The sequence below is a fragment of the Anaplasma marginale str. Florida genome, assembly GCF_000020305.1.
In the GTDB taxonomy this organism is placed as follows: Bacteria; Pseudomonadota; Alphaproteobacteria; order Rickettsiales; family Anaplasmataceae; genus Anaplasma; species Anaplasma marginale.
This window is the reverse complement of sequence record NC_012026.1, coordinates 679410-702835: the sequence shown is the minus strand read 5'-3', so window position 1 is coordinate 702835 and position 23426 is coordinate 679410. Positions and strand designations below refer to the sequence as shown.

The following is a 23426-nucleotide window of genomic DNA, read 5'->3' as shown; positions in this document are numbered from 1 at the left end:
TGGAAAGGAATTGGAGAATTTTTGCGGTTATAAAGCCGGGTTCGAAATCTCCTACGATTCTGAAAATTGATGTTGGGTAGATTGCCTAGTTTTACAAAAGATGAAAATCGAGAGATTTTTTTGGTATAATTTCGCATACTACAGTTTAATTTGTTCAGGTATGTGATGTGTTCTGCGGTTATTCAAGAGCTGGAGAGTAAGAAATCTAAGCTCAAGTCTGGTGGTGGTGTGTCCCGAGTGGAGAAACAGCATAGCAAGGGCAAGCTCACCGCTAGGGAAAGACTTGAAGTTCTGCTTGATGAAGGCTCATTCCAGGAATACGGGGTGTTTGTGGAACACAGATCAGCCAACTTTGGCATGGACAAGGCAAAAATCTCGGGGGATGGTGTTGTCACCGGTTCTGGCACAATATACGGCCAGAGGGTGTGCGTGTACTCACAAGATTTTACGATATTCGGCGGCTCTCTGAGCGAAATGAACTCGAAAAAGATCTGCCATGTCATGGACATAGCTGCCAAGGTGGGGGTGCCCGTGATAGGCATTAACGATTCCGGAGGTGCCCGCATCCAGGAAGGGGTGGATTCTCTTGCCGGCTACGGTGAAATATTCCGTAGGAATGTTGAAATGTCCGGGGTAATCCCGCAGATATCCTTAATAATGGGTTCGTGTGCGGGTGGCGCAGTATACTCTCCCGCGCTCACTGACTTTGTGTTCATGGTGCACGGCAGCTCGTGCATGTTTGTTACCGGGCCAGACGTCATTAGAAAAGTCACGTTTGAAGAAGTTACCCAGGAAGACTTGGGTGGCTCTGCCGTACACACGAAGAAAACCGGAGTTGCCGATCGTGCTTTTAGTGACGAAATTGACGCGCTGTGCCAGATAAGGAAGTTCTTCTCGTTTATGCCTGCAAATAATAGGAGCTCTTCCAGATTCAGAGAGACAAGAGATGCTGTGGACAGAGAAAGCGAGTCTTTAAATACGCTGGTTCCGCATAGTAGCAGCACTCCGTACGACATGTACGAACTGATACACAAGGTGTGTGACGAGGGAGTGTTTTTTGAGCTAAAGCCAGATTTCGCAAAAAATATCATCACAGGGTTTGGCAGGATAGGCGGCCATACCGTGGGGTTTGTAGCAAATCAGCCGCTGCATCTGGCGGGGTGCTTGGATATTGATGCCTCTAGAAAGGCTGCCAGGTTCGTAAGATTTTGCGATGCATTTAACATACCGATTGTCACACTTATTGATGTGCCTGGGTTCATGCCGGGTGTGTCGCAGGAATATTCCGGCATAATAGCCCATGGTGCGAAGTTACTATATGCCTATGCAGAGGCGACCGTGCCGAAAATAAGCGTCATTGTCCGCAAGGCCTATGGAGGTGCCTATATTGTGATGAATTCGAGGCACCTGTGCGGCGACGTCAACTATGCTTGGCCTAGTGCTGAGATAGCAGTCATGGGTTCGGAAGGCGCTGTTGGAATTATTTTCCGCCATGAAAAAGACCAGGAGTGTTTGCAAAGATTGGTGCAGGAATATAATGATAAGATAGTGAACCCCTACGTTGCAGCGTCGAGAGGGTTCATAGATGATGTCATAGTGCCGTCCTCCACGAGGAAACACCTGCACTCTGCTTTGAGCCTGTTGCGCGACAAACAGATCGCACGCACTTGGCGCAAGCACGATAACCTTCCTTTATAGCGCTGCCATCTGTGGCATGTGAGGCTGTGGACGGGGGCCTAGTTGTGACGGCAATGCGGCTGCCACGGCAACAATGAGTGAAGATGTACTTGATGCATAGGCTCTGATTTTCTGAGCAGGTCGTTGGCTGTGTACTATGTGTATTACCAATGAGGTCGTGACTCTGAATGTTGCTGCCTTTGACGGAACCGGTGTAGGTAGGTTGCTGTAGGTTATGGGTAAATGCGCGGTAGCGCGCTAGGAGGAAATCTGCTGCAGTTTGTTTGCTTGGTCATCGGCGATGAGGGCATCGACAAATTCATCAAGGTCCCCCTCTTTCATTATGTGCTCAAGCCTATATAGCGTCATGTTAATGCGATGGTCGGTAATCCTGGACTGGAGGAAGTTGTAAGTCCGGATACGCTCCGAACGGTCCCCTGAACCTATCTGGCTTTTGCGCATTTTCGATATCTCATCTTCTATTTTTTGTTTTTCTAGGTTGTACAGCCTTGCCCTCAGAACTTTTAGAGCCTTGCTCTTGTTTTTGTGCTGGGATTTTTCATCCTGTTGGATCACCACTATGCCAGTTGGTATGTGCGTTATCCTAACGGCGCTGTCAGTCGTGTTTACTGACTGCCCTCCCGGCCCACTCGACCTGTAAACGTCTATTCTGAGGTCTTTTTCGTCAATTTTTAGATCTACCTCTTCAACCTCTGGCAACACAGCAACGGTTGCTGCGGAAGTGTGCAACCTGCCCGAAGATTCGGTTTCCGGTACGCGTTGCACTCTGTGCACGCCAGACTCAAACTTCAACCGCGCGAACACGTCTTTTCCTCCTATACACAGAGAGGCTTCCTTATATCCGCCAATGCCAGTAGTAGAGATGCCGATGGGCTCCACCTTCCACGACTTTCTCTCCGCATATTTTATATACATACGATACAGATCGCACACGAACAGCGCAGCTTCCTCCCCTCCGGTTCCAGCTCTGATTTCCAGAATCGCGCTGCGGGAGTCGTCCTTATCTTTTGGCAGTAGAGACAATTGCAGCTGGTGCTTTAATTTTGGAATTAACTTTTGCTTTGTGTACAACTCTTCCCTTGCCAGATGGACTAACTCCGCATCTGTATCTGTGCTGTTGATGAGCCCTTCTAGCTCTTCAATTTCTTTCTGCGCTGTCTGATATTCCTCAATCAGAGACATTATAGGTAGTAGGTCAGAATATTCCCTGGACGCAACAACGAAAGCCTGAACCCCAAGTGACTCAGGGTCCGACAGCTGCTGTTTCAAGATACGAAATTTCTCGCACAACCCCTCAAGGCTGTCTTCAAAGCTCATAATTTTACCTGTACTTCATGGCTAGGGCAGCCGTTCAAAACCGCAAGCGCAAACCGCGGCCATATTAACATCTATGCAAAACATTGTAAATTTTTTGTGCTGTATGCCGCGCACGTGGATTAAAACAATCAATGCACTTTAGTAAGTTTCGCATGTGTGCAGGTGCATTCAGTGTTGTGACACGTTTCCACGCAGGTGGGGGCATGTGGAACAGTCATGGTGTTTGCTGAGATGTACTACCCGTTGCTATCAGAAAATCGCAAGTTTTTGATACTATACCTCCGCCGCGCAATGTACACTGGGTGCTGTGAAATTGTGGGCCGTGTATGTTGTCTAAGTGCAGGTTTGTTGCTGGAGTGCAAGATAAGCATTCCCTACCAGACTTTCAGGTGCCCGAGGTTGCTTTTGCAGGAAGGTCTAATGTTGGGAAGTCTAGCCTCATCAATGCAGTAACGAAAAACAAGAAAGGTGCCAGAGTGTCTTCCAATCCGGGGTCTACCCGGCAAATCAACTTTTACCTCAATGAAGGCGCACTTGCGCTTGTTGATCTTCCTGGCTACGGATACTCCAAAGCATCAAAAGAAAGCGCGAGTTCTTACATGTCGTTGGTGGAACACTACTTGCTGACTAGGGAAGCTTTACATAGGCTGGTTTTGCTTATAGATTCTAAAGTCGGGCTCAAGGAAGTAGATATGGATTTTATATCCTGGCTTGAGGAGCGCTGCATACACTACAGTTTGGTCCTGACTAAGATTGACAGATTGGCGTGCACGGAGTTTAACGACGTTCTGTCTGCCGTGCAGAGTAGGGTGAAGGGGTGTTGTATGTTGCTGCATCCAATAATTGGGACTAGCAGCAAGTCTGGAAAGGGGATAAAGGAGTTGGTTCATGAAGTCTCAAAATGTGTCAAAGAATGGCCAGGGGGGCGCGATGTCCGAGCTTAATGATGGTCAATTTTCGGGAAATAGTGAGTGGCTGCGTGACGTTAAGGTGTTGTCTGAATCTCTACCCTACATACAGAGGTTTTCGGGGGAGACTTTTGTAATCAAATATGATGGAACCGCAATGAAGGACGCAAACCTTGCTGCGAGGTTTGCGAGCGATGTGGTGTTATTAAAGCAGGTTGGCATAAACCCGATTGTGGTGCATGGGGGTGACTACAAAGTTGAGGAAGTTTTAGCAAGGTTTGGCAGGGAGTGCACTTTCGTTAACGGCTTGCGGGTTATGGATGTGGGGACTTTGGAAATCGCAGAGATGGTCCTGTCAGGCCTCGTGAACAAGGAGGTGGTTCAGCAGATAAACAATGCTGGGGGTTCCGCTGTGGGCGTGAGTGGCAAGGATGCTTGCTTGGTGGGAGCGAAAAAGATGTGCTGTACCCTGAGGGACGGGGGGCCGAACAACATAGAAAAAATCATGGACGTTGGGTTTTTAGGGGAGCCTAGTGAAGTCAATACAGACCTGCTATTCCTTCTTGAGGAGTCAGACTTTGTTCCGGTGATATCACCGGTGTGTAGTGGTACCAATGGGGCCACCTACATAGTGAACCCTGATCTTATGGCTGGTGCAATAGCTTCAGCTATGTCTGCAGCGAAACTTGTACTTTTGGCAGATGCTGCAGATTGCGTAAAAGATGCCCAGGGTTGTTTGTTGCGAGAGATCTCATCAGACGGAGCCGAGAAGCTTTTGCAAGATGAGGGAATGAGTGCAAATATGCTGCACAAGCTGCAGGCCTGTATAAAATTTTCCCGTGAAACATGTGGCACGTCCCATATAGTCGATTGTGCCATACCTCATGTTTTGCTATTAGAACTATTTACGACGCACGGCACCGGTACAACACTCTGCTGTGAGTTCCGCGGGGAACAATAAGTTCGTCTCGCTTGTGCGCGGCTAGCTTCCCTAAGCACCGGGTTTCTCCCGTATGGTGTTGCTGTGGGTAACGTTGTGTGTATTCTCCCCTCGAGTTCTGTCCCGCAACTTGGCTTGGTATGGTTTTTTGGGTGTGGTAGTGATCCGCGTGTAGCTGCTTTGTGGTTGTTTGTGCTTGAAATTTGTATACGCTTTACGTGTTGATAATAATCGGACTTATATGAACGAAAAAAAGGAAAGGGTTGCAGGGTGGTTTCACGAGTTGCGCGATAGGATTGTTGATCAATTTTTAGCGATCGAAGAGGAGTTTTCTGATAGCCGTCCGGAGATTAAGCGTAGGACCTGGGACAGAGAAGGTGGTGGAGGTGGTGAGTCAGTCGTGATTGTTGGCAAAGTGTTTGAGAAGGCCGGGGTAAACTTTTCAACGGTGTACGGCGTAATGGATAGTAACTTTGCGTGTGAGATACCTGGAGCGCAGGAGAGTGGGGGCGACTTTTGGGCAAGTGGCATTTCCGTGGTTGCACACATGCAGTCTCCATTTGTACCTGCGGTGCACATGAATACCAGGTTTATGTGCACTTCGAAAAGTTGGTTTGGTGGCGGCATGGATCTGACCCCTACATATTATGATGAAGATGACAAAACCACATTCCACGAGGGCATACGTGCTGCGTGCGATAAGTTTAATCCCGAATACTATCCCAAGTTTAAGCAAAGATGTGATGAGTATTTTTACCTCCCTCACAGAAAAGAAATGCGCGGTGTAGGCGGGATATTTTACGATAACCTATGCACTGGAAACTGGGAGCAGGATTTTGCATTCACGCAGGAGGTTGGAAAATGCTTTTTGCGGGTGTATTCTGCCATTGTCAGGAGAAACATGCACAAAACATGGGGGGCAGAGGAGCGTAATTTTCAATTATTGAAGCGTGGCAGGTACGTTGAGTTTAATCTTATATACGACAGAGGAACAAGATTCGGCCTCATGACCAATGGGAACCCGGATGCAATAATGATGTCCATGCCTCCTCTGGTGCGATGGGAATAGGCCAGGCCCAGTATGGGTTTTCCTAACGGTATGCGGGTTGGCCGATTTTAAGTTTTGTGCAGCAGGCCCAGCGTGCAGACATATAAATTCTGCCGGGGTTACATTGCCACCAAAGCACGGCTGTTCCAACTGCGTGTAACGGTATCTATCCCAGGACGCGCGGCCGGTTACAGTTGGCAAAATTGGTAAATATACTAAGAAATATGTTGAAGTTGTCATAATACATGATAGCATTATGCACGCTGAGCGCGAGTTTGTATAATATGTTGTGGGGTAATTGTGAACAATAGGCAAGCGGTTGTAGTTGGGTCCGTTGCCGCTCTTGTGGTTACCTGCAGTGCACTTGCCTTTACGGGTGCGTCGTATATTGTGCGTAAATACAGCAAACAGGATGTTGACAAGCACATTATCATTTCGCTCTCCATTCATGGTGCGGTTTTGTGTTTAATTGGATTGTGCATATGTCTTGCTGCGCAGATGACGAGTACCTCTTACAGGTTCAATAATCTGTTACATAGAAACACGGTAAACCAGGCTCCGCTACCGGGGTGCCTTACATCCGAGCGCAGGTTTAGAGAGGTATATGTTCCAAATTTAATTGAAATCGAGATTTGGCCTCCTGAACGTAGTGTAGCCCAAGTGTCCGGGATGCCGACGGTGCCGACGCCCAAGCGTGATGCAAGCACTGAGTGCTCGTTACCCGAAATAAGATGTCTGGATATCGTGCAGGTTGATATGGAGAGTTGTAGTGATGTTGTGGCATCTGACCGCGATAGTAACCGCGATAGTATACGCAGCGCCCCTCCGTCGCTATCATGGGGTTGAGGCACAATGCACCTTGTGCATTTGTGAACTGTATGTTCCGAAAACATGGGACTAGATACACGCATGTAGGCGTGTGCCCATCAGTGATTACCACTTCACAGTATTGTTTGCAGCTTCTGCTGCGCACGCTGTCCGGAGGAAGCCCCACCTTTTCGACTCTGGCTTGATGCAGACTCAAGGCAGGGCATCTTCTGCGCGCATTATTGCGCTTGTTCCGGTGTACTTTCTGAGCACGTCTGGGATAGTGATGGATCCATCTTCGTTCTGATAGTTCTCCATGATAGCGGCTATTGTCCTCCCGATAGCGAGCGCAGAACCGTTTAGGGTATGTACCAGTGTGGAGTGCTTTTTCTTGTTTTCGAAGAAGAAATACTTCGCTCCCATCCTTCGGGCTTGAAAATCCCTACAGTTTGAGCAGCTGGAAATCTCCCTATACTTGTCCTGGGCCGGCATCCACACTTCCAAGTCGTAAGAAATGCTTGCGGAAAACCCCATATCCCCTGAACATAATAGCATAACTCTATACGGGAGTTCTAGCCTCTTCAATACCTCTTCCGCGATTGAAGTCATCCTCTCAAGCTCAGCATTTGATGCGTCGCTTGTAGTAATACTAACGAGCTCCACCTTGCCAAATTGATGCTGTCGCATCATGCCCCGCGTATCTAGGCCGGCACTTCCAGCTTCTGCCCTAAAGCATTGGGAATATGCCGTAAATCTCATCGGCAAGGAGTCACGTGGGAGCGTTGTTCCCGATACCAGATTAGCCAGTGCAACTTCACTGGTCGGTGCAAGCCTGAAGTTGTTTGTAGTGCGGAAAGAATCATCGTGAAACTTTGGTAATTGACCCACGTTGTACATTGTGCGCTCGTTCACCAAGACCGGATGTGATATTTCTGTATACCCAAACTCCTTGGTGTGCATATCTAGCATAAAGCTTGCAAGTGCTCTCTCTAGCTCCGCAAGCTGACCTTTTAAAATGGAAAATCTGGCTCCAGACAGCACTGCGGCGCGCTTGAAATCCAACAAATTCAGCATTTCGCCAAGCTCATAATGGGGCCTGATACCAAAAGCGAAATCTCTCCTCTGTCCGTGTGACCGCACTTCAACGTTATGACTCTCATCTTTGCCTACCGGCACTATAGGGTCAGGGACATTAGGGAGGCTTTCAAGTAAGTTGGAAAGTTTCGTGTCCTCCTTAATACTGTGCTCAAGCGTTTCTATCTCTTCAGCCAGTTTCTTGGAGGCCTCGATTTGGGGTGTGCACTCGATTCCGCTACGCTTCAAGAGGGCCACCTCCCGCGTTACTGCGTTTCGTTGTTCTCGTAGGGAATACAAAGTAGACAGCTCCCCCCTCTTTTTTAGATCTAATTCGATGATTTTTTCCGCCTGCTCACCAAAGCCACGGGATATCATGGCCCTGTCAAACAGCTCAGGGTCTTTTTTAATAAGCTCAATGTCGTGCACTGGAATTCCTGAATCGCGCTTCAAAAGAACTTAGACATACTATATGATAAGCCCTACAATTGTAAGACCATTTTGTGTGGGGTAGCACTTATGACGCTGGATGTTACCTGGTATACAGTGTCTATATTGGTGGTGGAAGCACTTTGCGTGTTCACTGCTACGTATATTTTTGCGCTGAAGACCCGGGTTTCATACCGCAGCTATGGCGAGGTTAGCACCGCAAAAAAGCATCTTGAGGAGAAACTTCAGGGTGCAGAACATGAAAATGCTTTTTTGAAGGAGGAAGTGCAGTCTTTGCAGCTCAAGTTGCAAGATGCCAAAGACAGGGCCTTGGTGCTTGAAGTTGAGAAAAAGAGTTTGGAGCAGGGCGGCGCGCAACTAGACAACTTTTTGAAGTGTGTTGATGAGCAGTGTAAGGTACACTTTGAAAACCTTGCGAATCGGATTTTTGATGAAAAAGTTGATAAATTAAATAAAATGTCGCGCGAGGGGTTGAGCGGAGTATTGGAGCCGGTAAAGGAGAATATGAAAGCCCTGAAGCGTGAACTGGAAGAGGCGTTTATCCAGCATGGTAAGGAGCAATTTTCGCTAAAGAACGAGATTCAACGCATAATACTCGCCAATGAGAAGATTACACTTCAGGCTGAAGGGTTAGCCAACGCGCTTAAGGGAGAAGCAAAAATCCAGGGAAATTGGGGTGAGGTCATATTAGAAAGAGTGCTGGAAGATTCCGGCCTACGCAGAGGGCAGGATTATAAGCTGCACGGTGCAGGTATGGGCCTGCAGGGCGTTGAAGGAGGGGGAAAGCAATATCCAGATGTTGTGATACTTTTACCCGGCGATAAGCATATTATTGTGGATTCGAAAGTGTCACTAGTGCACTATGAGAAATACTGTTCAGAAAGGCAAGAAGATGCCCGGCTTACGCACCTCAAGCATTTTGTGGGCTCCGTAAGGGCACATATAAGTGACCTTTCCAGTAAGCGATACTCTGATGTTGAAGGCATTAATACCCCAGATTTTGTGCTGATGTTTATCCCGATAGAAAGCGCTTATTTTCTAGCCGTTCAGGCAGATGCCGAACTTCACAAATATGCGTGGTATCGTAAGATCGTGGTGGTTTGCCCATCTACGTTGTTGGCAACCCTGAAGACGGTTGAATCTTTGTGGAGGCTGGAGAACCAAAATCGCAACACACTGGAAATTGCCCGCCAAGGAGGGGCATTGTACGACAAGATTGCGTCTTTTATTCATGATATGCAAAAGTTAGGTAAGCAGATAGATACCGCTGGTAGCGCATACCGCGATGTGATGAAAAAGCTTTCTGAAGGGCATGGGAACATACTTGCTCGTACAAAAAGCCTGAAAAATCTGGGGGTGCGGACCTCAAAAAGCCTGGAAGTAGACGCCGTTGATGGTTAAAAACAGCCCAAATGCCCCAAATAGAGCGGCTTGAGGCCCTGGTTGGGGGCATAGGGTTGCGATTTTAAGAAATGTGTGGACTTTTTGCGCAAAACGTGGAAACATCCCCATAGCCGCCTAGATTGCTGCCTAGTCAATACAATAGCAACTGTTTTAAATTAGCATGCGCGTACGGCCACAAAACAGTCGGAAGTGGGGTTCTTGCCGCACAGTGTCGGGGAATGATCTGAAAGGAATGAGCGAATTTATCGGCGAGAGTCAGAAGTACTTTGAAGATGCACTGGAGTGGTATTGCCGTAAATATTTGGCCGCCGTCAGCGAGAGGGCGTGGCTGTGTGTCTCACTCGTGGTTTTCGTGACGTTTCTCCTGTTCTTGATGTGGGATACGTACTCCATGTTCCCTACCAAGACCGACTTTAGCTTTATCAAATATACAGATCGGTACAGCGACGAATTCTTGCTGATCAAAAGGCTCAGCGTGGATGTTGAGGAAAGGGAGGAGGATCTTCTTTCTTCCTACCTTGCGGGGGAATACGTAAAACGCTATGAGTCATACTCTCCCGACGGCACAGAGGCACAGCTGGGCTTCGTGAAGAATAACTCATCCAGAAGGGTGTTTGTTGCGTTCAAAAACATCATGGAGCGGGGTGCAATTATACACCCATTGATATCAAAATACAAGACTGATGCCATATCCCTAGAGGCGGTGATTGATAAGGTCGAACTACTGCCCCGCAGCGTGGCCTCACTCAGCAGTGCGGTTGTGGAGTTTAGAGTTAAGCACATAGTGCACGGCGTGCTAGCTGCAACTGAACGCCGCAAAGTGTTGGTTTCTTTCTCTCTATCTAACGTCAGAATGGCCTCCGCCGGGGTAGTGCCGTTTGAGTTTACTATCAATACGTACAGATACGTAGACTAGCAGGTTGGTACCCGGCCCAAATGCTGGCAGCTTGGCCGTTGGTTTTTACTTCTCCGTCTCGGTTAATCTGGATACTAGGTGCTGCACCATTTCCTCACGAGTGGGGAGGAACTGTGCATCCTGCGGTAGTTGCCTTCTAAGCCACGTATACTGGCGCTTAGCGTACTGCCGCGTGTTTCTCTGCGCAGCCTCTACAGCTTCGGGCAAGCTTATGTTCCCGCGTAAATATTCTATGACCTCCCGCACTCCTATGGCCTTCATGATTGGGGCGTCTGCAGGCAAGTTTAGTGACATCAAATACTCAACCTCAGCCACTGCGGACGAGTTTATCATGTCAACCAGCCTGCTATTAATTTTGGGATGTAACTCCTCCTTAGGGGGGAATAACACGCACACCTCGCAGTTTTCAAAGGGGCGCTTTTTCGGGCAGCGCTCCCGCCAGGAGAATATCGAAACTCCGGTGCTCTCGAATACCTCAAAGGCGCGCAGGAGCTGGTTGGAGTTGCGTCGGTCAATTTTGCAAACATTTGCGTCTCTGCGGAGCAGCAATTCGAAAAATGTATCATTTCCAACTTCACTAAGCAGAGCCCTGGCCTTTTGCCTGATGTGCGCATCCGCCGGAGGTATCTCTGAAAGCCCATATATCAAGCTGCTGATGTATAGCCCGCTTCCCCCGACAACTATTGCGGGTGACTTTTTCTCCCAAGCAAGCAATATTTCCCTTTTTGCGTCTTCCAGCCATAATCCCACAGAATAACTATTGCTCGGGTGCACGTAGCCATACAGCCCGAACTGTGGGTTAGTCCGCAGGTATTCTGCCTGGTCAGTAATTGTTGGAACATGCTGATAAATTTGTTTCGAGTCGCAATTGATTATCGTGCACCCTAGGCGCTCTGCCACTATTTTAGAAACCTCAGATTTTCCCGAAGCCGTTGGCCCGGTCAGTATAAATAGTTTATGCACGGTATCTGCTAGTATAATTTGTTACGCGGGAAACATGCTACATGTACTTTACCACGCGTATTCCTAAAGTAGGGTTATGTTTTTGATAATCAATGTCAACTACCATGACCAAATAGTGTTGAACTCGGGCACTGCGCATGGTACACTCTACGCGAGTTGCTGTTTTGCCGGATTGTTGTACTTTTGAAGGATTTGCACGATGACGGATCAGGGGGGTTCCGCTGGTAGCGGGAAGGGGTTCGCCGCTAGGTTCGGTGGGAAAAAATCTTTTACTCAGAGAGGGAGTGAGGAAGGTGCCGGTAAGCCGTTTGCCAAGCTTGTGGAGAATAGGCCCGGCAAACCCGCGGTTTTTAGTGAGGACAAAAGCGTTCTTAGAACTACCAAAGCAAGCAGTGAGGGGTTTGCTAGTGCTACCAGGAAAAGCAGGCTGGATTGCCTTTTTCTTGTCCGAGGCAAAGACAAGGGCAGAGCAGCTTGGCACTATGTACTGGTTGACAAGGGTAAGAGAGAAATGTTCCTTGCAAAAAGCAAGAGCGGCTCTATGGATGTTGCGCTCTATGGCGAGATTCTCTATTCCGGTTGGGGTGAAAGCCCTCCAGATGACATAGTTAAGAAGGTTGAAGAGGAATTCGGCGCCTAATAGACTTGTGCACCTGGCGCATTGCTGGCAGCACATGGCTGCTGGTCTCGTTTTTGGAGGGGCTTTTGCGAATAAAGAAGTTAGCGGTTCTAGATCCAACTTTGTCTAGCGTAAGAGCAGTAGAAACTCTAATACCGCGAGAGGGCGGTTTAGTACTCTTCTGCAACGATGTAGCTGCGGCTTCGAAAAAGTTTGACCAGCGTGTTGAGCCGCGCAATTTTGATCCAAAATGTTGCGATTTAAGCGGGGTAGATTGGGTAGTGGAGCTCATCGCCGGTGGGGTGGATGAGAAGGCGAAGTTTTACTCCGCCGTGGCTCCAGACAACGTGGCGTGCTTTTTATCTTCCGATGTGCAGCCCGCGTTACGGGATGAGCTCAGAAAAAAAGTGCCGGAACAACTGCTCCGCAAACTGACCTCAATACGGTTCCCCACATTTTTCCGCGGAGCATCGGTGCTGGAACTCGTCCCCCACTCCGGAGAGTCTGAGGATATTATAAGCTCTATAAAGGAGCTTTATAAAGGTACGCTTGAAGTTTTTACATACTCTGAGGGCGAGGGCGAGCTTTTTGATAAGATAGGGTATTTCTGGGTGGCCACGTGCGTGTCAGCTGCCTATGAATGCGGTATTGGGGTTGAGGTGGCTGACCATCTGATTGCCAATGAGCGCACTGGCATCCCGCTACCAGGTCCGTTTTCCATCCTAGACACGCTCGGATTGGATAATTTTATTGCTTTCTTGGACGATTTGGTGCAGCTATTGGATGAAAATGACCCGCTGCGTGCTGCACGTGCCAAACTACCAGACGTCGTTTTTGCAATGATTGCTGACGGGTTTACTGGGTCCAGCGGCGGTAGAGGGGGGTTTTATCGTGCGTATGATGTGCGTGATGGAAAGATGGAGCAGGTTATAGATCTTTCTAGCGGGCTTTATAGAGGCATCAAGAGTGGTGATTCCACACTAGCGGAGCCGCATGCTGATGATAGGTTCAATAGGTTTTCTAGGCTGGTTTGGGGAGAGTTCTTTCTTTACGTAAATTACCTTGTTGGGTCGCGTGGGGAGAAGGCAGTAAGTGCTGTGGACAGTGTTCTACAGGCCGGTTACGGCTGGAAATACGGTGTCCGTGCGCTTGCTGAGATAGTAAATGTGAAACTTGATTTGCAAAAATAAGCGGGTGGTTGGTTCTACAGGCTTGCTGTTCTTGGAGTTGAGGGTTAGTATCTGTTTGTTTGCTCGTTGGGGTGTTGAGTGAAAAGCGAGGATGCGGCGTTTACCAACCTTGCCGGCCGAGAGTCTCCGTATCTTGGGGCGGCTAAGAAGCGTGGCGCATGGGATGGTACAAAACGGATACTGGAGCTGGGCCCCGACAAAATAATCCAGGAGGTTAAGGATTCTGGGTTGAGAGGGAGGGGCGGTGCTGGGTTTCCCACGGGAACTAAATGGAGCTTTATGCCCAAAACACGTCCTGAAGGCCGTCCAGCGTACTTGGTAATTAATGCTGATGAGTCAGAGCCAGGGACCTGTAAGGATAGAGACATAATCAGATATGAGCCGCATAAGATCATAGAGGGAATTCTAATAGCCGGCTTCGCCATGGGCGTCACCGCTGCGTACATTTACATAAGGGGTGAGTTCTATAATGAGTACCTAGTGCTGTCCCAAGCTTTGGATGAGGCGTACAAACACGGATTGGTTGGAAAGAATGCGTGCTCGTCTGGCTACGATTTGGATATTTTCATCCACAGAGGCGCCGGTGCGTACATCTGTGGGGAGGAAAGCGCGCAGCTAGAATCCCTGGAAGGGAGAAAGGGCATGCCCAGGTTAAAGCCCCCGTTCCCCGCGGCTGTGGGTCTATACGGCTGTCCTACAACCATAAACAATGTTGAGACCGTCGCTGTGGTTGCGGACATCATGCGCAGGGGGTCCAAATGGTTTTCCTCTTTAGGTAGGCCAAACAACACTGGGACAAAGGTTTTTTGTATTTCGGGGCACGTGAACAAGCCGTGTAACGTGGAAGAAGAGCTTGGGATCCCGATGCGAGAATTAATAGAAAAATACGCCGGTGGCGTTATTGGTGGTTGGGATAACCTCTTGGCTGTCATACCCGGTGGTTCGTCTGTTCCCATGTTGCCCAAATCTGTTTGTGACGATGTGCTGATGGATTTTGACTCCCTCAAGGCCGTACAATCTGGCCTCGGTACAGCCGGGCTGATAGTGATGGATAAGTCTACAGACTTGGTGGAGGCAATTGAGCGAATTTCGCGCTTCTATATGCATGAGTCATGTGGTCAATGTACTCCATGCCGGGAGGGCACCGGATGGATGTGGAGAATGATGAAGAAGATGGTTGATGGGACCGCAAAAGATGGCGAAATAGACAAGCTGCTTGACGTTGCATCCCAGATTGAAGGCCATACAATCTGTGCGCTTGCGGACGCTGCGGTGTGGCCTATACAAGGCCTGTTTCGCCACTTCAGGCACGTGGTTGAAGATCGGATTGGTAACAAGGGAAAGAAAAAGCGCCGGGTCGCGGCTTCATGAACGAGGGCGGTGCACCACGTGCGTATTCTATTTACTGCAAGTTGAAATGGTGCTTGTAGCCCTGCTGTTGGGGTTATCGTGTCATAGCTGGGCCTTTTGTGTGTAAATCGCCGATGGGTTGGGACGAATGAACTTGCACCTGCGCGCTGTTGTGCTATCATCCCTAATGTTGTCACTGTGAGGGGTCGGTGCTCAGCTTTTTGTTCTTCTGCTTTGCGGGAGTGGCGGTACTGTCTGCTGTAGGTGTTGTCCTGTTGCCAAACCCGGTATACTCGGTTTTGAGCTTGATTTTGACTTTTTTTGTCTCCAGTGCCGTGTTTATCATGTTGGGGGCAGAGCTGGTGGCCATGCTGCTCGTCATAGTGTACGTAGGGGCGGTTGCCGTACTTTTCTTGTTTGTTGTGATGATGCTGGATATCAGTCGAGTGGGGTCCAGACACGGCTTGGTCAAGCACTATCCGCTTGGAGTTGCGTGCATGTTTTTGTTTTTTGGCTGCATGGTATACTCGGTTTTTCATGCCAAGTCCTCTGCAGTCGATGGTTCTGGCAGTGGGTTCGGCAGCGTGGATAACGTGTTCCTTATAGGCTTGCAGCTTTACACTGAATACGCTTATGCGTTCCAGCTGGCCGGGGTTTTGTTACTCATTGCCGGGGTTGGCAGCCTAATTTTGATAGTCGGGGGGAGCAGTGGTCGGTCCCTGAAGCAGGATGTTGGCCAGCAGGTTGGGAGATCATCTAGGATCAAGTTACTTTCACCTGAAGTAGGTGTGGGCGTTTCTGATGCGGACTGAATCGTTTATGCTGAGGTTGGTTGATTCGCTCCACGTAGGGGAGGTGGTATGGAGTTTTTAGTCAATGCCGGCTTGTCCCTGGATCACTTTTTGGTGCTTGCGGCTGCTTTGTTTGTCATTGGTGCTTGTGGCATAGTGATAGGGCGAAAGAGTGCGATCAACGTTTTGCTTTCCCTAGAGCTCATGTTGCTGGCTGTGAATGTGAATTTTGTGGCCTTTTCCGCCTATAAGGGGGACATTCAGGGGCAGACTTTTGCGGTGTTCATACTCGCTGTTGCGGCTGCGAAATCTGCTGTGGGCCTGGCGGTGATGTTGGCGCATTTCAGAAATGTTGGGGATATTGACCTCAGTGAGGCGAGTTCGTTAAAGATGTAGTTAAAGGTGGCAAAGGTGCACGTTTTGGTGCATGGTACATTTGGGGGTGAGGGCTGCCGTATAGTCCGTGTCCTGTGGTAGTTGTATGTTTAGTGTCGAGTTTCTCTGTGTTACGCTTCCCCTAATTGGGGCTATTATCGGACAGGCTATGGGGCGCAGCAGGTTTTTATCTGCCGGCGTGATCTCTTCGTGCGTATTTTGTTCAGCCGTACTATCTTGGTACCTATTCCTTACGCTACAGCAGCGCTACAGTGTTGAGGTGATGCCCTGGTTCCAGATTGGAGAGATGGCGATTGTATGGTCAATTTGCATCGACAAACTATCTGCCATAATGCTTGTTGTTGTGACTACCGTCTCGCTGATGGTGCATTTGTATTCGATAGGGTATATGAGCAATGATAGCGGTGGAACCAGGTTTCTCGCTTACCTATCTGCCTTCACTTTCTTCATGATGGTCCTGGTTACCAGCGGAAATTTCGTGCAGCTGTTTTTTGGCTGGGAAGGCGTTGGGTTGTGCTCTTATCTGCTGATAGGATTTTGGTTCAAGAAAGATGCAGCAAACAGATCGGCGATGAAAGCATTTGTTGTGAACAGAGTGGGAGATCTGTTTTTTCTGTGTGGTATGTTGGCCATTTTTTATGTGTTTCGGTCTCTGAGTTTCGATGAAATTTTCGAGCAGATCTCAAACGGAGCGGGTTTCGGCGTTGTAAATGTTTTTGGGTATCAAATACAAGTTGTAAGTATTGCGTGCATATTGCTGTTTCTTGGGTGTATGGGGAAATCTGCCCAGCTTGGCCTCCACACGTGGCTCCCAGATGCTATGGAGGGGCCCACTCCCGCGTCTGCACTCATACATGCAGCAACCATGGTGACAGCAGGTGTGTTTTTAATTGCGCGTTGCTCGCCAATTTTTGAGCTATCGCAAGCTGCCCTGGACGTTGTGCTGGTGGTAGGTCTGGCAACGTGCCTAGTTGCGGCGCTAGTTGCGATTGTGCAGGAAGACATCAAGAAGATAATAGCCTATTCCACTTGCAGCCAATTGGGCTACATGTTTGTTGCGTGCGGCACTGCCAACTACCACTTGGCGATTTTCCACTTGGCGACACACGCGCTTTTCAAGTCTCTACTGTTCCTTGCCGCGGGTAACGTAATCCACTCTAACGCTGGTGAGCAGAGGATTACACATATGAGCAAGAATTGCTGGCGCGATATACCACTAACCTACGCGCTGATGTGGATAGGCTCCCTATCACTCATGGGTGTGTTTCCTTTTGCTGGGTTTTATTCCAAGGAGCTGATCATTGAAAGTAGCAGCACTAGCGGCGTTGGCTTTATGGTGACAAACTTAGTTGCCTGTCTTACTTCCGTGTATTCGTGCAGACTGATGCTAAAAGTGTTTCACAATTCTTCTGCAAAACGGATTTCGTCTATACATGAATCCAGTAGCATTATGCTGTTCCCGCTGCTGATACTAGCAGTTGGGGCGGTATTTTCTGGTGTGGTGCTCAAGAGTTTTTGGGGTATTACTGAAGGTGCATTCTGGGATGGTAGCCTAAGGGTGCATGCGCATGAAAACAGCGGGCTGCTGCTCTCTCTCCTTCCCGCAGTCTTGGGTATCGCTGGCGCATTACTGTACGTGGCCTACCACAATAGGTTTTGTATTATTGCTCTTCCGGGAAAGCTTGTGGGGCCGGTCCATACGGTTTTAAAGAATAAATTTTATTTTGACGAGCTGTACGACCTGGCGCTAGTACGTCCGATGGACAGGATAGCCACGACCTTTCGGGTTGTTGTAGACCAAAAAGTGATTGATTATTTCCTCTTAGGTGGTATTACTGGGGCTGTGAGCACATGCGCCAGGTATAGTGTCAAGATGCAGAGCGGGCGCGCGTTTGATTATGCTCTTGTCATGTTGTCCGGGGTGGTAGCTGCTACACTGTTGGTGGTATATGGTTTTGTAATACGGTGATTCTTCTGATGATCCTAATACCGGCGTTGGGGTCCTGTCTGGCGGCGTTTTCGCGTGGTGCTATGTCCAGGGTTGTGGGTCCAGCCGCCGTGGTTGTAACGCTGGTGGTGTTTTGTATGAGCGTTGTGCCGCTGGTGCGCGGGGGTGATTTCGTTGGAGGAATAGCTCCACAATCATGGGTGGGGCAAGTTTTTTCCGTGGATGCGCTATCCATGATATTGACGGTGCTGTCCACTTTCCTGTTTCTCATATGTTCACTTTTTTGCGTTTTTAGTCCAGGCGGGGCGCCGACCGTTCCTTCCTTTTTTGCGTTGCTGCTTTTACTAGAGAGTCTTGTTATTGCTGTTTTCTGCACACATGACATCTTGTGGTTTTTTATTCTCTTCGAAGCCTCTTTGGTTCCAATGTTTTTCATGATCGGGTTTTGGGGGCACGGCGATAAGGTGGGTGCTGCATTTAAATTTCTTATATACACAGCCACAGCTTCAGTCGGGTTTTTGGCGGCTGTGGCGTGTATTGATGCTGTTGCCAACGCAACTTCCGGGTCATTCGATGATGTTGCTATCGGGCTGGCGACTAGTGTGCACCTCCGCTGGCAGATATGCTTTTGGATTTTGTGTTTTGTTGCGTTTGCCGTCAAACTTCCGGTGGTTCCTTGCCATACATGGTTGCCGAGCGCGCATGTGCAGGCGCCAACTGCCGGATCCGTGCTGCTTGCAGGGTTGCTGATCAAACTTGGTGGATATGGGCTTTTGAGGTTTTGCATCCAAATGTTGCCGGTAGTTAGTGCACATTTTGCAAAATTTGTGGTCTGCTTGAGTGCGATATCGTTGATCTATGCATCTTTGACGGCGTTTGCGCAACGCAATATGAAAATGCTCATAGCATATTCCTCCGTTGCTCATATGAGCTTTGTTGCCGCGGGGATGTTTTCTTTGAATGAAGCCGGAATACTTGGGGCGGTCTATCAAATGCTGAGTCATGGCCTAATATCCGCCGCGCTGTTCCTGTGTGTTGGCATGGTATATAGCAGGACGGGGACCATGGAAATGTCTGAGTGTCGTGGGTTGGCGTCGAAGATGCCAAAGCTTTCCGCGATGATAGTGTTCTTCAGCATGGCTTCTGCAGGAATTCCTGGTACTTCCGGGTTTATGGGGGAGTTTTTGTCAATGCTTGGAGTTTTTAAGTCATTCGGGCCAATGGTTGTTTGTTTTGCCGTAGGTATGGTACTAAGTGCTGCGTACATGTTGCGTCTGTGTAAAGAGGTTGTTTGGGGTTCCGCTCCTGCGGGTTCTGACAAGTTTGGTGATATTAACGCCGGAGAATTTGCTATTTTAGCGATCCTAGCTATCCTCGTGTTGGTGCTTGGCGTCTTTCCTGCGCCGTTGCTTACCATGTTAAAGCCTGCCGTAGAGCATTTACTAGTGCCTCTACATAAACTCCAACCTTCCTGGGGCTGAGTATGTGCTGGAGAGAACTGCTATACATGCTGCCCGAGCTTTATCTTCTGGGCTCAGCGATGATTGCCCTATTGCTGGGTATTGTAGTGGATGCGCGCTGGGTACACAGGCTGTCAGCGGTTTCTATGGGTGTGGTGGTTGTTCTCTCTTGGTGGTCAGGTGTTACCGATCATGTTGCTGAAGACGTTCACCTGTTTAACGGCCTCGTGTTGCATACTCGGTACACTTGCATCTCCAGAATGCTAGTAGGTGTTGCGGGGTTTGTAGCCTCCCTCCTGTTTTTGTGCGCGAGAAGGGAGGTGCGTTACGAGTTTTCTGTAGTCATGCTATTCGCAACTCTGGGTGCCATGACTTTAGTGCAGGCAGGCCACTTTCTTTCTTTGTACATTTCGCTTGAGCTAAACAGCCTGTCATCTTGTGTTCTTGTGTGCTTTAATCGCAGCTCGGAGCGCGCGTCTGAGTCTGCGCTTAAGTTCTTCATTTTGAGCGCCCTTTCGTCTTGCATCATGCTTTATGGAATCTCCTTGGTGTACGGGTACTCTACGGGGTTAGAATGCAATGTAATGCAGGAGATTCTCGCAGGGCGAGCTTCGCTGGGGGCCACTTTGGGGTGTGCGTTTGTACTGGTAGGCGTGCTCTTCAAGCTTGCTGTAGTGCCCTTTCACATGTGGGCCGTGGATACCTATCACGGGTCTCCCATGGCGGCTATGGCGTTCTTTCTTATAGTGACAAAATCTGCGGCGATTTTGCTGCTTGCCCGAATTGTTGGGGAGAATGGGATACTGCAACAGAGCATTTTATATGGGATTATTTCCGTTTCCGGGTTGTCCGCACTTGTTGGAGAGCTCGGTGCTCTGCGGCAGAGTAATATAAAGAGGTTGCTCGCATACTCCAACATAGGGCAGCTCGGGTACGTACTGCCGGTGGTTGTCTTGCACGGCACGTCTTCGTATGCCATCTTCCACTACGTGTTGACGAGTTGGGTGATAAATGCGTGGATTTTTTCCGTACTCCTCAGGTACGATGATGAAGGGTTTGAATTAGCAAGCCTTGCTGGTATGCACCGAAGTAGCCCATTTGTGGCTTTCGCGTTGGTCGTCTCTATGGTTTCAGCTGCCGGGTTTCCGCCGTTTTTGGGATGTTGGCCCAAATACTTTTTTCTCAAATCTATCGTGATGTCAGACATCCCAACGGTCGTGGCTTTCCCGTACGTTCTGCTTGTGTGTGCAGTCGGGATTGTACCATGCTTTTACTGTTTTCGTATCGCTAGGGTGGTGTACTTTGATCAACCGGCAATGGGTGCTGGGCATCCAGCGCTTCCGCACCACTTGGGCCTGACCGTTATTGCCGTTGTTTGTATGTTGTTGAGCGTCATTGCCTTGTTTTTGGCCCAGTATTTTGATATCCTGTTCCAGGGCCTGGTGTGGGTTTTTGGAGGGCGCACTTAGGTCGAACGGTTGAGTGCTTCATATGGGTCGGAAGAGAGTTTCTGTATTTGGTTCGACTGGGTGCATAGGGCAGAAAGCAGTTCAGATTTTGCGCGACAATCCTGATGACTTTGAAGTTGTGGCCCTAGTTGCTAAGCAAGATGCACACTTACTGGCATCGCAAGCTAGGCTGTTGAGCGCGAACATGGCTGTTGTAGCTGAAGATGCTGCGTATGAAACGCTTCGGGAATTGCTTCGTGGTACTTGTGTTGAGGTAGGGGCGGGTACAGCCGGCGTTATGGATGCTGCGTCTCGGGATGTGGACAGTGCGGTGATGGCTATAACAGGTATAGCCGCTTTGCATCCGGTCATCCGTTTAATAAAATCAGGCGTGAAGTCGATTGCTTTGGCGAACAAAGAGAGTGTGGTCTGCGGGGGTGAACTGCTCATCAATGCGGCCAAGCAGACGGGTGTCAATATCGTTCCTGTAGATTCCGAGCACAATGCCGTGTTCCAAATATTAGCTCATGACGGGTGCGTTGCTAGGGTTACGTTGACGGCCTCTGGAGGGCCGTTTTTGCGATGGACCAGAGAGCAGATGCAGGCTGTAACGCCCAGCGACGCTCTTGCGCACCCTGTATGGAAGATGGGCCGTAAAATCTCGGTTGATAGCGCTACTATGGTTAACAAGGCGTTGGAAGTTATAGAAGCACACTACCTTTTTTCGCTGGATCCGGACAGCATTGACGTAACAGTGCATCCCGAATCTGTGGTGCACGCTGTGGCTGCATACCCCAACGGAACATCCATTTCCCTCATGTCCGTACCAGATATGGGCATACCCACGCTACACGCGTTGTACTGGCCCCAGAGTGCAACCGTATGCGGAAGCACTCTCGATCTGGCATCTTATGGTAAGCTAACGTTCATGGAGCCCGACCTCGAGCGTTTTCCTGCGCTTGGTTTCGGCTTTGAAGCGCTTCGCTCATCTAAGCCTCGCGCTGCATGTATAGCACTCAATGCTGCGAACGAGGTTGCAGTGGAAGCATTCTTAAATTTCGAGATTGCGTTTTTGGATATACCCAACATTATTATGAGTGCGATGGACAAACTTGCATGCTGTGAGGTCAACTCTATCTCAGAAGCGGGTGAGTATGACCTAATATGTAGAGCAAGAACTAGGGAGATTTGCGATACACTAAAAGTTTCTGAATTTATTCGGTGACAGTGCAAGCTCGCGTGCCTTTTGTATGATAAGTGTTGTGCTGCTGCGAGTAATAATGTATGTAACGCGTGTGGGTACGTTCGTACGTGTGTAGTGGATGTCTCGCGCGTCTGGCGTGGTGAGTGTGTCTAGTACGTGGTATGTTGTGTTAGCTTCATCGGTTGGTTCCATGTCAAGGTTAGTGATTTCTTTGTTGGGTTTGGCGTTGTTTGTGACTTCGTGCGGTGAGAGGTGCGTGTTTGAGATGGGCAGGAACTACGTTCCTCCGTACAATCCGGGTGGGGAGCTCTTCGATGAGGATGAGGACTTTGCCCAGTCTTATGAGGTGTACAAGCAGCGTAGGGAAGATGTTCTGGCGGATGCTGGCTCTGGTGCACGGGAATTGCGCACTGGGGGCAAGGGGGCCTCTGAGGGGCCCGTTAGTGGCCGTTCTGGTGTCCGGAAGCGTGATGTTGTTGAGAAGCTACGCGAATATGGCGCGGTTCCCTTAGACAGAGTGGAAGGCAGCGGCGGTGGTATGATAAACAAGGAGGGAGTGGATCTCGCCCGGGTTGAAGGTGCGAGGTTTCTGAATGTGGATCTAAAACCCGGGGATGAGGCGCTTGAGAAGTCAGAGGCACGTACACCCGCGCCTGAGGGCGGGAAGCGTATGTCCACCCCGTCCAAGAAAAGTGGCCTTCTTGGCGCCAAGTCGACAGCTCAAAGCGGGGGCGCGTCCGGCTCGCCTGCTGCCGGTATTAGCTCAAGTGGGAAGGTTTCTGTGAGCAATGTTAATCCCCCTGCCGCGGTTGGGCCTGATGCCAAGGGTCTAGGCGCCGTTCCTACGGTGTCAAGCAAGGAGGAGAAGGGTGGTTCTTCTTCGGCTAAATCCACCTCGGCTGGCAAAAAAGCCGCCGTTAAGCACCTTGAGGATACCAAGAAAAAGCTGTCTGCCGCGGCTGATTCCACTAAAAAGCGTGGTGGCGATAAAAAGATTGCGAAAGGGAGGGGTACTGAAAAATCTGGTGGGAGCTCAATTGAGGCCGCGCCCGTACCTGTAGATGGGGTTCCAGTTGCACCTTCCTCTACCAGCAACAAGGAGGAGCCCTTTGCTGCGCCGCTGGTGGAGCCAACTTCCAAAAGCAAAAAAGCGGCTCTTCCCGCAAGAAAATCAGATGGGGGTGCTGCCAAAAAGTCTGCAGGTTCTGCAAGAGATGGTTTAACCCCGGTGGAGAAGAGCGCATCTACCAAAGCGTCTAATAAGATTAAGCCAGATAGGATTATGCAGCTTGACGGTGGGCAGCCTACCGAGAAGACTGGTGAAGAACAAGCTAAGAGGCCCACTGAGCAGACCGGGGGTGATGTCCGCAGTAAGTCTGGAGCGGGCGCTGCTGGAGGTGGGGGGAAAGGAGTTGTTGGCAGTGACTTTCTGGATTCCTGGCGGTTCGACGACGACGAATATGCAGATGACTACGTCATACAGTACATGGACTAG

20 protein-coding genes are annotated in these 23426 nt (G+C 49.4%); 17 read left to right on the top strand and 3 right to left on the bottom strand.

Features of this window, described 5'->3' with window-relative positions; genetic code table 11:
• The first annotated feature begins 165 nt into the window (after positions 1 to 165).
• Entirely contained in the window at positions 166 to 1698 is a 1533-nt protein-coding gene (locus AMF_RS07885) for an acyl-CoA carboxylase subunit beta (protein WP_010264866.1), read from the top strand.
• 237 nt (positions 1699 to 1935) lie between these two features.
• Here the strand turns inward: AMF_RS07885 and prfA are convergent, their stop codons facing one another.
• Positions 1936 to 3015, bottom strand: coding sequence for a peptide chain release factor 1 (gene prfA, locus AMF_RS07880; RefSeq protein WP_010267814.1), 1080 nt, complete (start codon positions 3013 to 3015; stop codon positions 1936 to 1938).
• A gap of 326 nt (positions 3016 to 3341) precedes the next feature.
• Here prfA and yihA point away from each other — a divergent pair, with 326 nt between their 5' ends.
• From yihA to AMF_RS07860, 4 genes are all read left to right on the top strand, one after another.
• Positions 3342 to 3959 carry a ribosome biogenesis GTP-binding protein YihA/YsxC gene (gene yihA, locus AMF_RS07875; protein WP_010267811.1) on the top strand — a complete coding sequence of 206 codons (618 nt, stop codon included), beginning with the start codon at positions 3342 to 3344 and terminating at the stop codon, positions 3957 to 3959.
• Positions 3904 to 4884 (top strand): acetylglutamate kinase, encoded by a 981-nt coding sequence (argB, locus tag AMF_RS07870; RefSeq protein WP_011114422.1) that lies wholly within the window; start codon positions 3904 to 3906, stop codon positions 4882 to 4884. The genes yihA and argB overlap by 56 nt, the downstream gene beginning before the upstream one ends.
• Before the next feature lie 220 nt (positions 4885 to 5104).
• On the top strand, positions 5105 to 5932 hold the full coding sequence (hemF, locus tag AMF_RS07865) for an oxygen-dependent coproporphyrinogen oxidase (RefSeq protein WP_010267803.1): 828 nt from the start codon (positions 5105 to 5107) through the stop codon (positions 5930 to 5932).
• A gap of 279 nt (positions 5933 to 6211) precedes the next feature.
• The gene (locus tag AMF_RS07860) at positions 6212 to 6757 is read left to right on the top strand and encodes a hypothetical protein (protein WP_010267801.1); all 546 of its coding nucleotides are present in this window, start codon (positions 6212 to 6214) and stop codon (positions 6755 to 6757) included.
• Between the two features lie 174 nt (positions 6758 to 6931).
• Here the strand turns inward: AMF_RS07860 and serS are convergent, their stop codons facing one another.
• Entirely contained in the window at positions 6932 to 8221 is a 1290-nt protein-coding gene (gene serS / locus AMF_RS07855) for a serine--tRNA ligase (protein WP_044051813.1), read from the bottom strand.
• Between the two features lie 90 nt (positions 8222 to 8311).
• Between serS and AMF_RS07850 the strand changes: the two genes are divergently transcribed.
• Positions 8312 to 9643 carry a DNA recombination protein RmuC gene (locus tag AMF_RS07850; protein WP_181005422.1) on the top strand — a complete coding sequence of 444 codons (1332 nt, stop codon included), beginning with the start codon at positions 8312 to 8314 and terminating at the stop codon, positions 9641 to 9643.
• A gap of 211 nt (positions 9644 to 9854) precedes the next feature.
• Positions 9855 to 10562, top strand: a complete 708-nt coding sequence (locus tag AMF_RS07845; RefSeq protein ID WP_010264842.1) for a hypothetical protein — start codon at positions 9855 to 9857, stop codon at positions 10560 to 10562.
• A gap of 45 nt (positions 10563 to 10607) precedes the next feature.
• Here the strand turns inward: AMF_RS07845 and miaA are convergent, their stop codons facing one another.
• On the bottom strand, positions 10608 to 11525 hold the full coding sequence (gene miaA, locus AMF_RS07840) for a tRNA (adenosine(37)-N6)-dimethylallyltransferase MiaA (RefSeq protein WP_010270171.1): 918 nt from the start codon (positions 11523 to 11525) through the stop codon (positions 10608 to 10610).
• A 199-nt stretch (positions 11526 to 11724) separates the two neighbouring features.
• On the opposite strand from miaA, the gene AMF_RS07835 reads away from it, so the two are divergent.
• The 10 genes from AMF_RS07835 (at position 11725) to AMF_RS07790 (ending at position 23426) form a co-directional block, all read left to right on the top strand.
• Positions 11725 to 12165 carry a hypothetical protein gene (locus tag AMF_RS07835; protein ID WP_010264834.1) on the top strand — a complete coding sequence of 147 codons (441 nt, stop codon included), beginning with the start codon at positions 11725 to 11727 and terminating at the stop codon, positions 12163 to 12165.
• A gap of 65 nt (positions 12166 to 12230) precedes the next feature.
• The gene (locus tag AMF_RS07830) at positions 12231 to 13334 is read left to right on the top strand and encodes a 3-hydroxyacyl-CoA dehydrogenase (RefSeq protein WP_227013300.1); all 1104 of its coding nucleotides are present in this window, start codon (positions 12231 to 12233) and stop codon (positions 13332 to 13334) included.
• Positions 13335 to 13412: 78 nt separating this feature from the next.
• The gene (nuoF, locus tag AMF_RS07825) at positions 13413 to 14705 is read left to right on the top strand and encodes an NADH-quinone oxidoreductase subunit NuoF (RefSeq protein WP_010267794.1); all 1293 of its coding nucleotides are present in this window, start codon (positions 13413 to 13415) and stop codon (positions 14703 to 14705) included.
• A 188-nt stretch (positions 14706 to 14893) separates the two neighbouring features.
• Positions 14894 to 15496, top strand: a complete 603-nt coding sequence (locus tag AMF_RS07820) for an NADH-quinone oxidoreductase subunit J (protein WP_010264832.1) — start codon at positions 14894 to 14896, stop codon at positions 15494 to 15496.
• A gap of 48 nt (positions 15497 to 15544) precedes the next feature.
• Entirely contained in the window at positions 15545 to 15871 is a 327-nt protein-coding gene (gene nuoK, locus AMF_RS07815) for an NADH-quinone oxidoreductase subunit NuoK (protein ID WP_012658995.1), read from the top strand.
• A gap of 85 nt (positions 15872 to 15956) precedes the next feature.
• Entirely contained in the window at positions 15957 to 17840 is a 1884-nt protein-coding gene (gene nuoL / locus AMF_RS07810; RefSeq protein WP_010264824.1) for an NADH-quinone oxidoreductase subunit L, read from the top strand.
• Entirely contained in the window at positions 17837 to 19300 is a 1464-nt protein-coding gene (locus AMF_RS07805) for a complex I subunit 4 family protein (protein WP_010267790.1), read from the top strand. Before nuoL ends, AMF_RS07805 begins: the two co-directional genes overlap by 4 nt.
• A gap of 2 nt (positions 19301 to 19302) precedes the next feature.
• Positions 19303 to 20748, top strand: a complete 1446-nt coding sequence (locus tag AMF_RS07800; protein WP_010267787.1) for an NADH-quinone oxidoreductase subunit N — start codon at positions 19303 to 19305, stop codon at positions 20746 to 20748.
• A 22-nt stretch (positions 20749 to 20770) separates the two neighbouring features.
• Positions 20771 to 21952 carry a 1-deoxy-D-xylulose-5-phosphate reductoisomerase gene (dxr, locus tag AMF_RS07795; RefSeq protein ID WP_010264810.1) on the top strand — a complete coding sequence of 394 codons (1182 nt, stop codon included), beginning with the start codon at positions 20771 to 20773 and terminating at the stop codon, positions 21950 to 21952.
• A 97-nt stretch (positions 21953 to 22049) separates the two neighbouring features.
• Positions 22050 to 23426 (top strand): TRP75-related protein, encoded by a 1377-nt coding sequence (locus tag AMF_RS07790; protein WP_012658994.1) that lies wholly within the window; start codon positions 22050 to 22052, stop codon positions 23424 to 23426.

Coding starts and splice junctions, on each gene's coding strand:
- AMF_RS07850 (WP_181005422.1), top strand. CDS start 8,312: ATGACGCTGGATGTTACCTGGTATACAGTGTCTATATTGGTGGTGGAA.
- prfA (WP_010267814.1), bottom strand. CDS start 3,015: ATGAGCTTTGAAGACAGCCTTGAGGGGTTGTGCGAGAAATTTCGTATC.
- dxr (WP_010264810.1), top strand. CDS start 20,771: ATGGGTCGGAAGAGAGTTTCTGTATTTGGTTCGACTGGGTGCATAGGG.
- AMF_RS07835 (WP_010264834.1), top strand. CDS start 11,725: ATGACGGATCAGGGGGGTTCCGCTGGTAGCGGGAAGGGGTTCGCCGCT.
- yihA (WP_010267811.1), top strand. CDS start 3,342: ATGTTGTCTAAGTGCAGGTTTGTTGCTGGAGTGCAAGATAAGCATTCC.
- AMF_RS07800 (WP_010267787.1), top strand. CDS start 19,303: ATGTGCTGGAGAGAACTGCTATACATGCTGCCCGAGCTTTATCTTCTG.
- AMF_RS07790 (WP_012658994.1), top strand. CDS start 22,050: ATGTCTCGCGCGTCTGGCGTGGTGAGTGTGTCTAGTACGTGGTATGTT.
- nuoK (WP_012658995.1), top strand. CDS start 15,545: ATGGAGTTTTTAGTCAATGCCGGCTTGTCCCTGGATCACTTTTTGGTG.
- hemF (WP_010267803.1), top strand. CDS start 5,105: ATGAACGAAAAAAAGGAAAGGGTTGCAGGGTGGTTTCACGAGTTGCGC.
- argB (WP_011114422.1), top strand. CDS start 3,904: ATGAAGTCTCAAAATGTGTCAAAGAATGGCCAGGGGGGCGCGATGTCC.
- nuoL (WP_010264824.1), top strand. CDS start 15,957: ATGTTTAGTGTCGAGTTTCTCTGTGTTACGCTTCCCCTAATTGGGGCT.
- AMF_RS07885 (WP_010264866.1), top strand. CDS start 166: ATGTGTTCTGCGGTTATTCAAGAGCTGGAGAGTAAGAAATCTAAGCTC.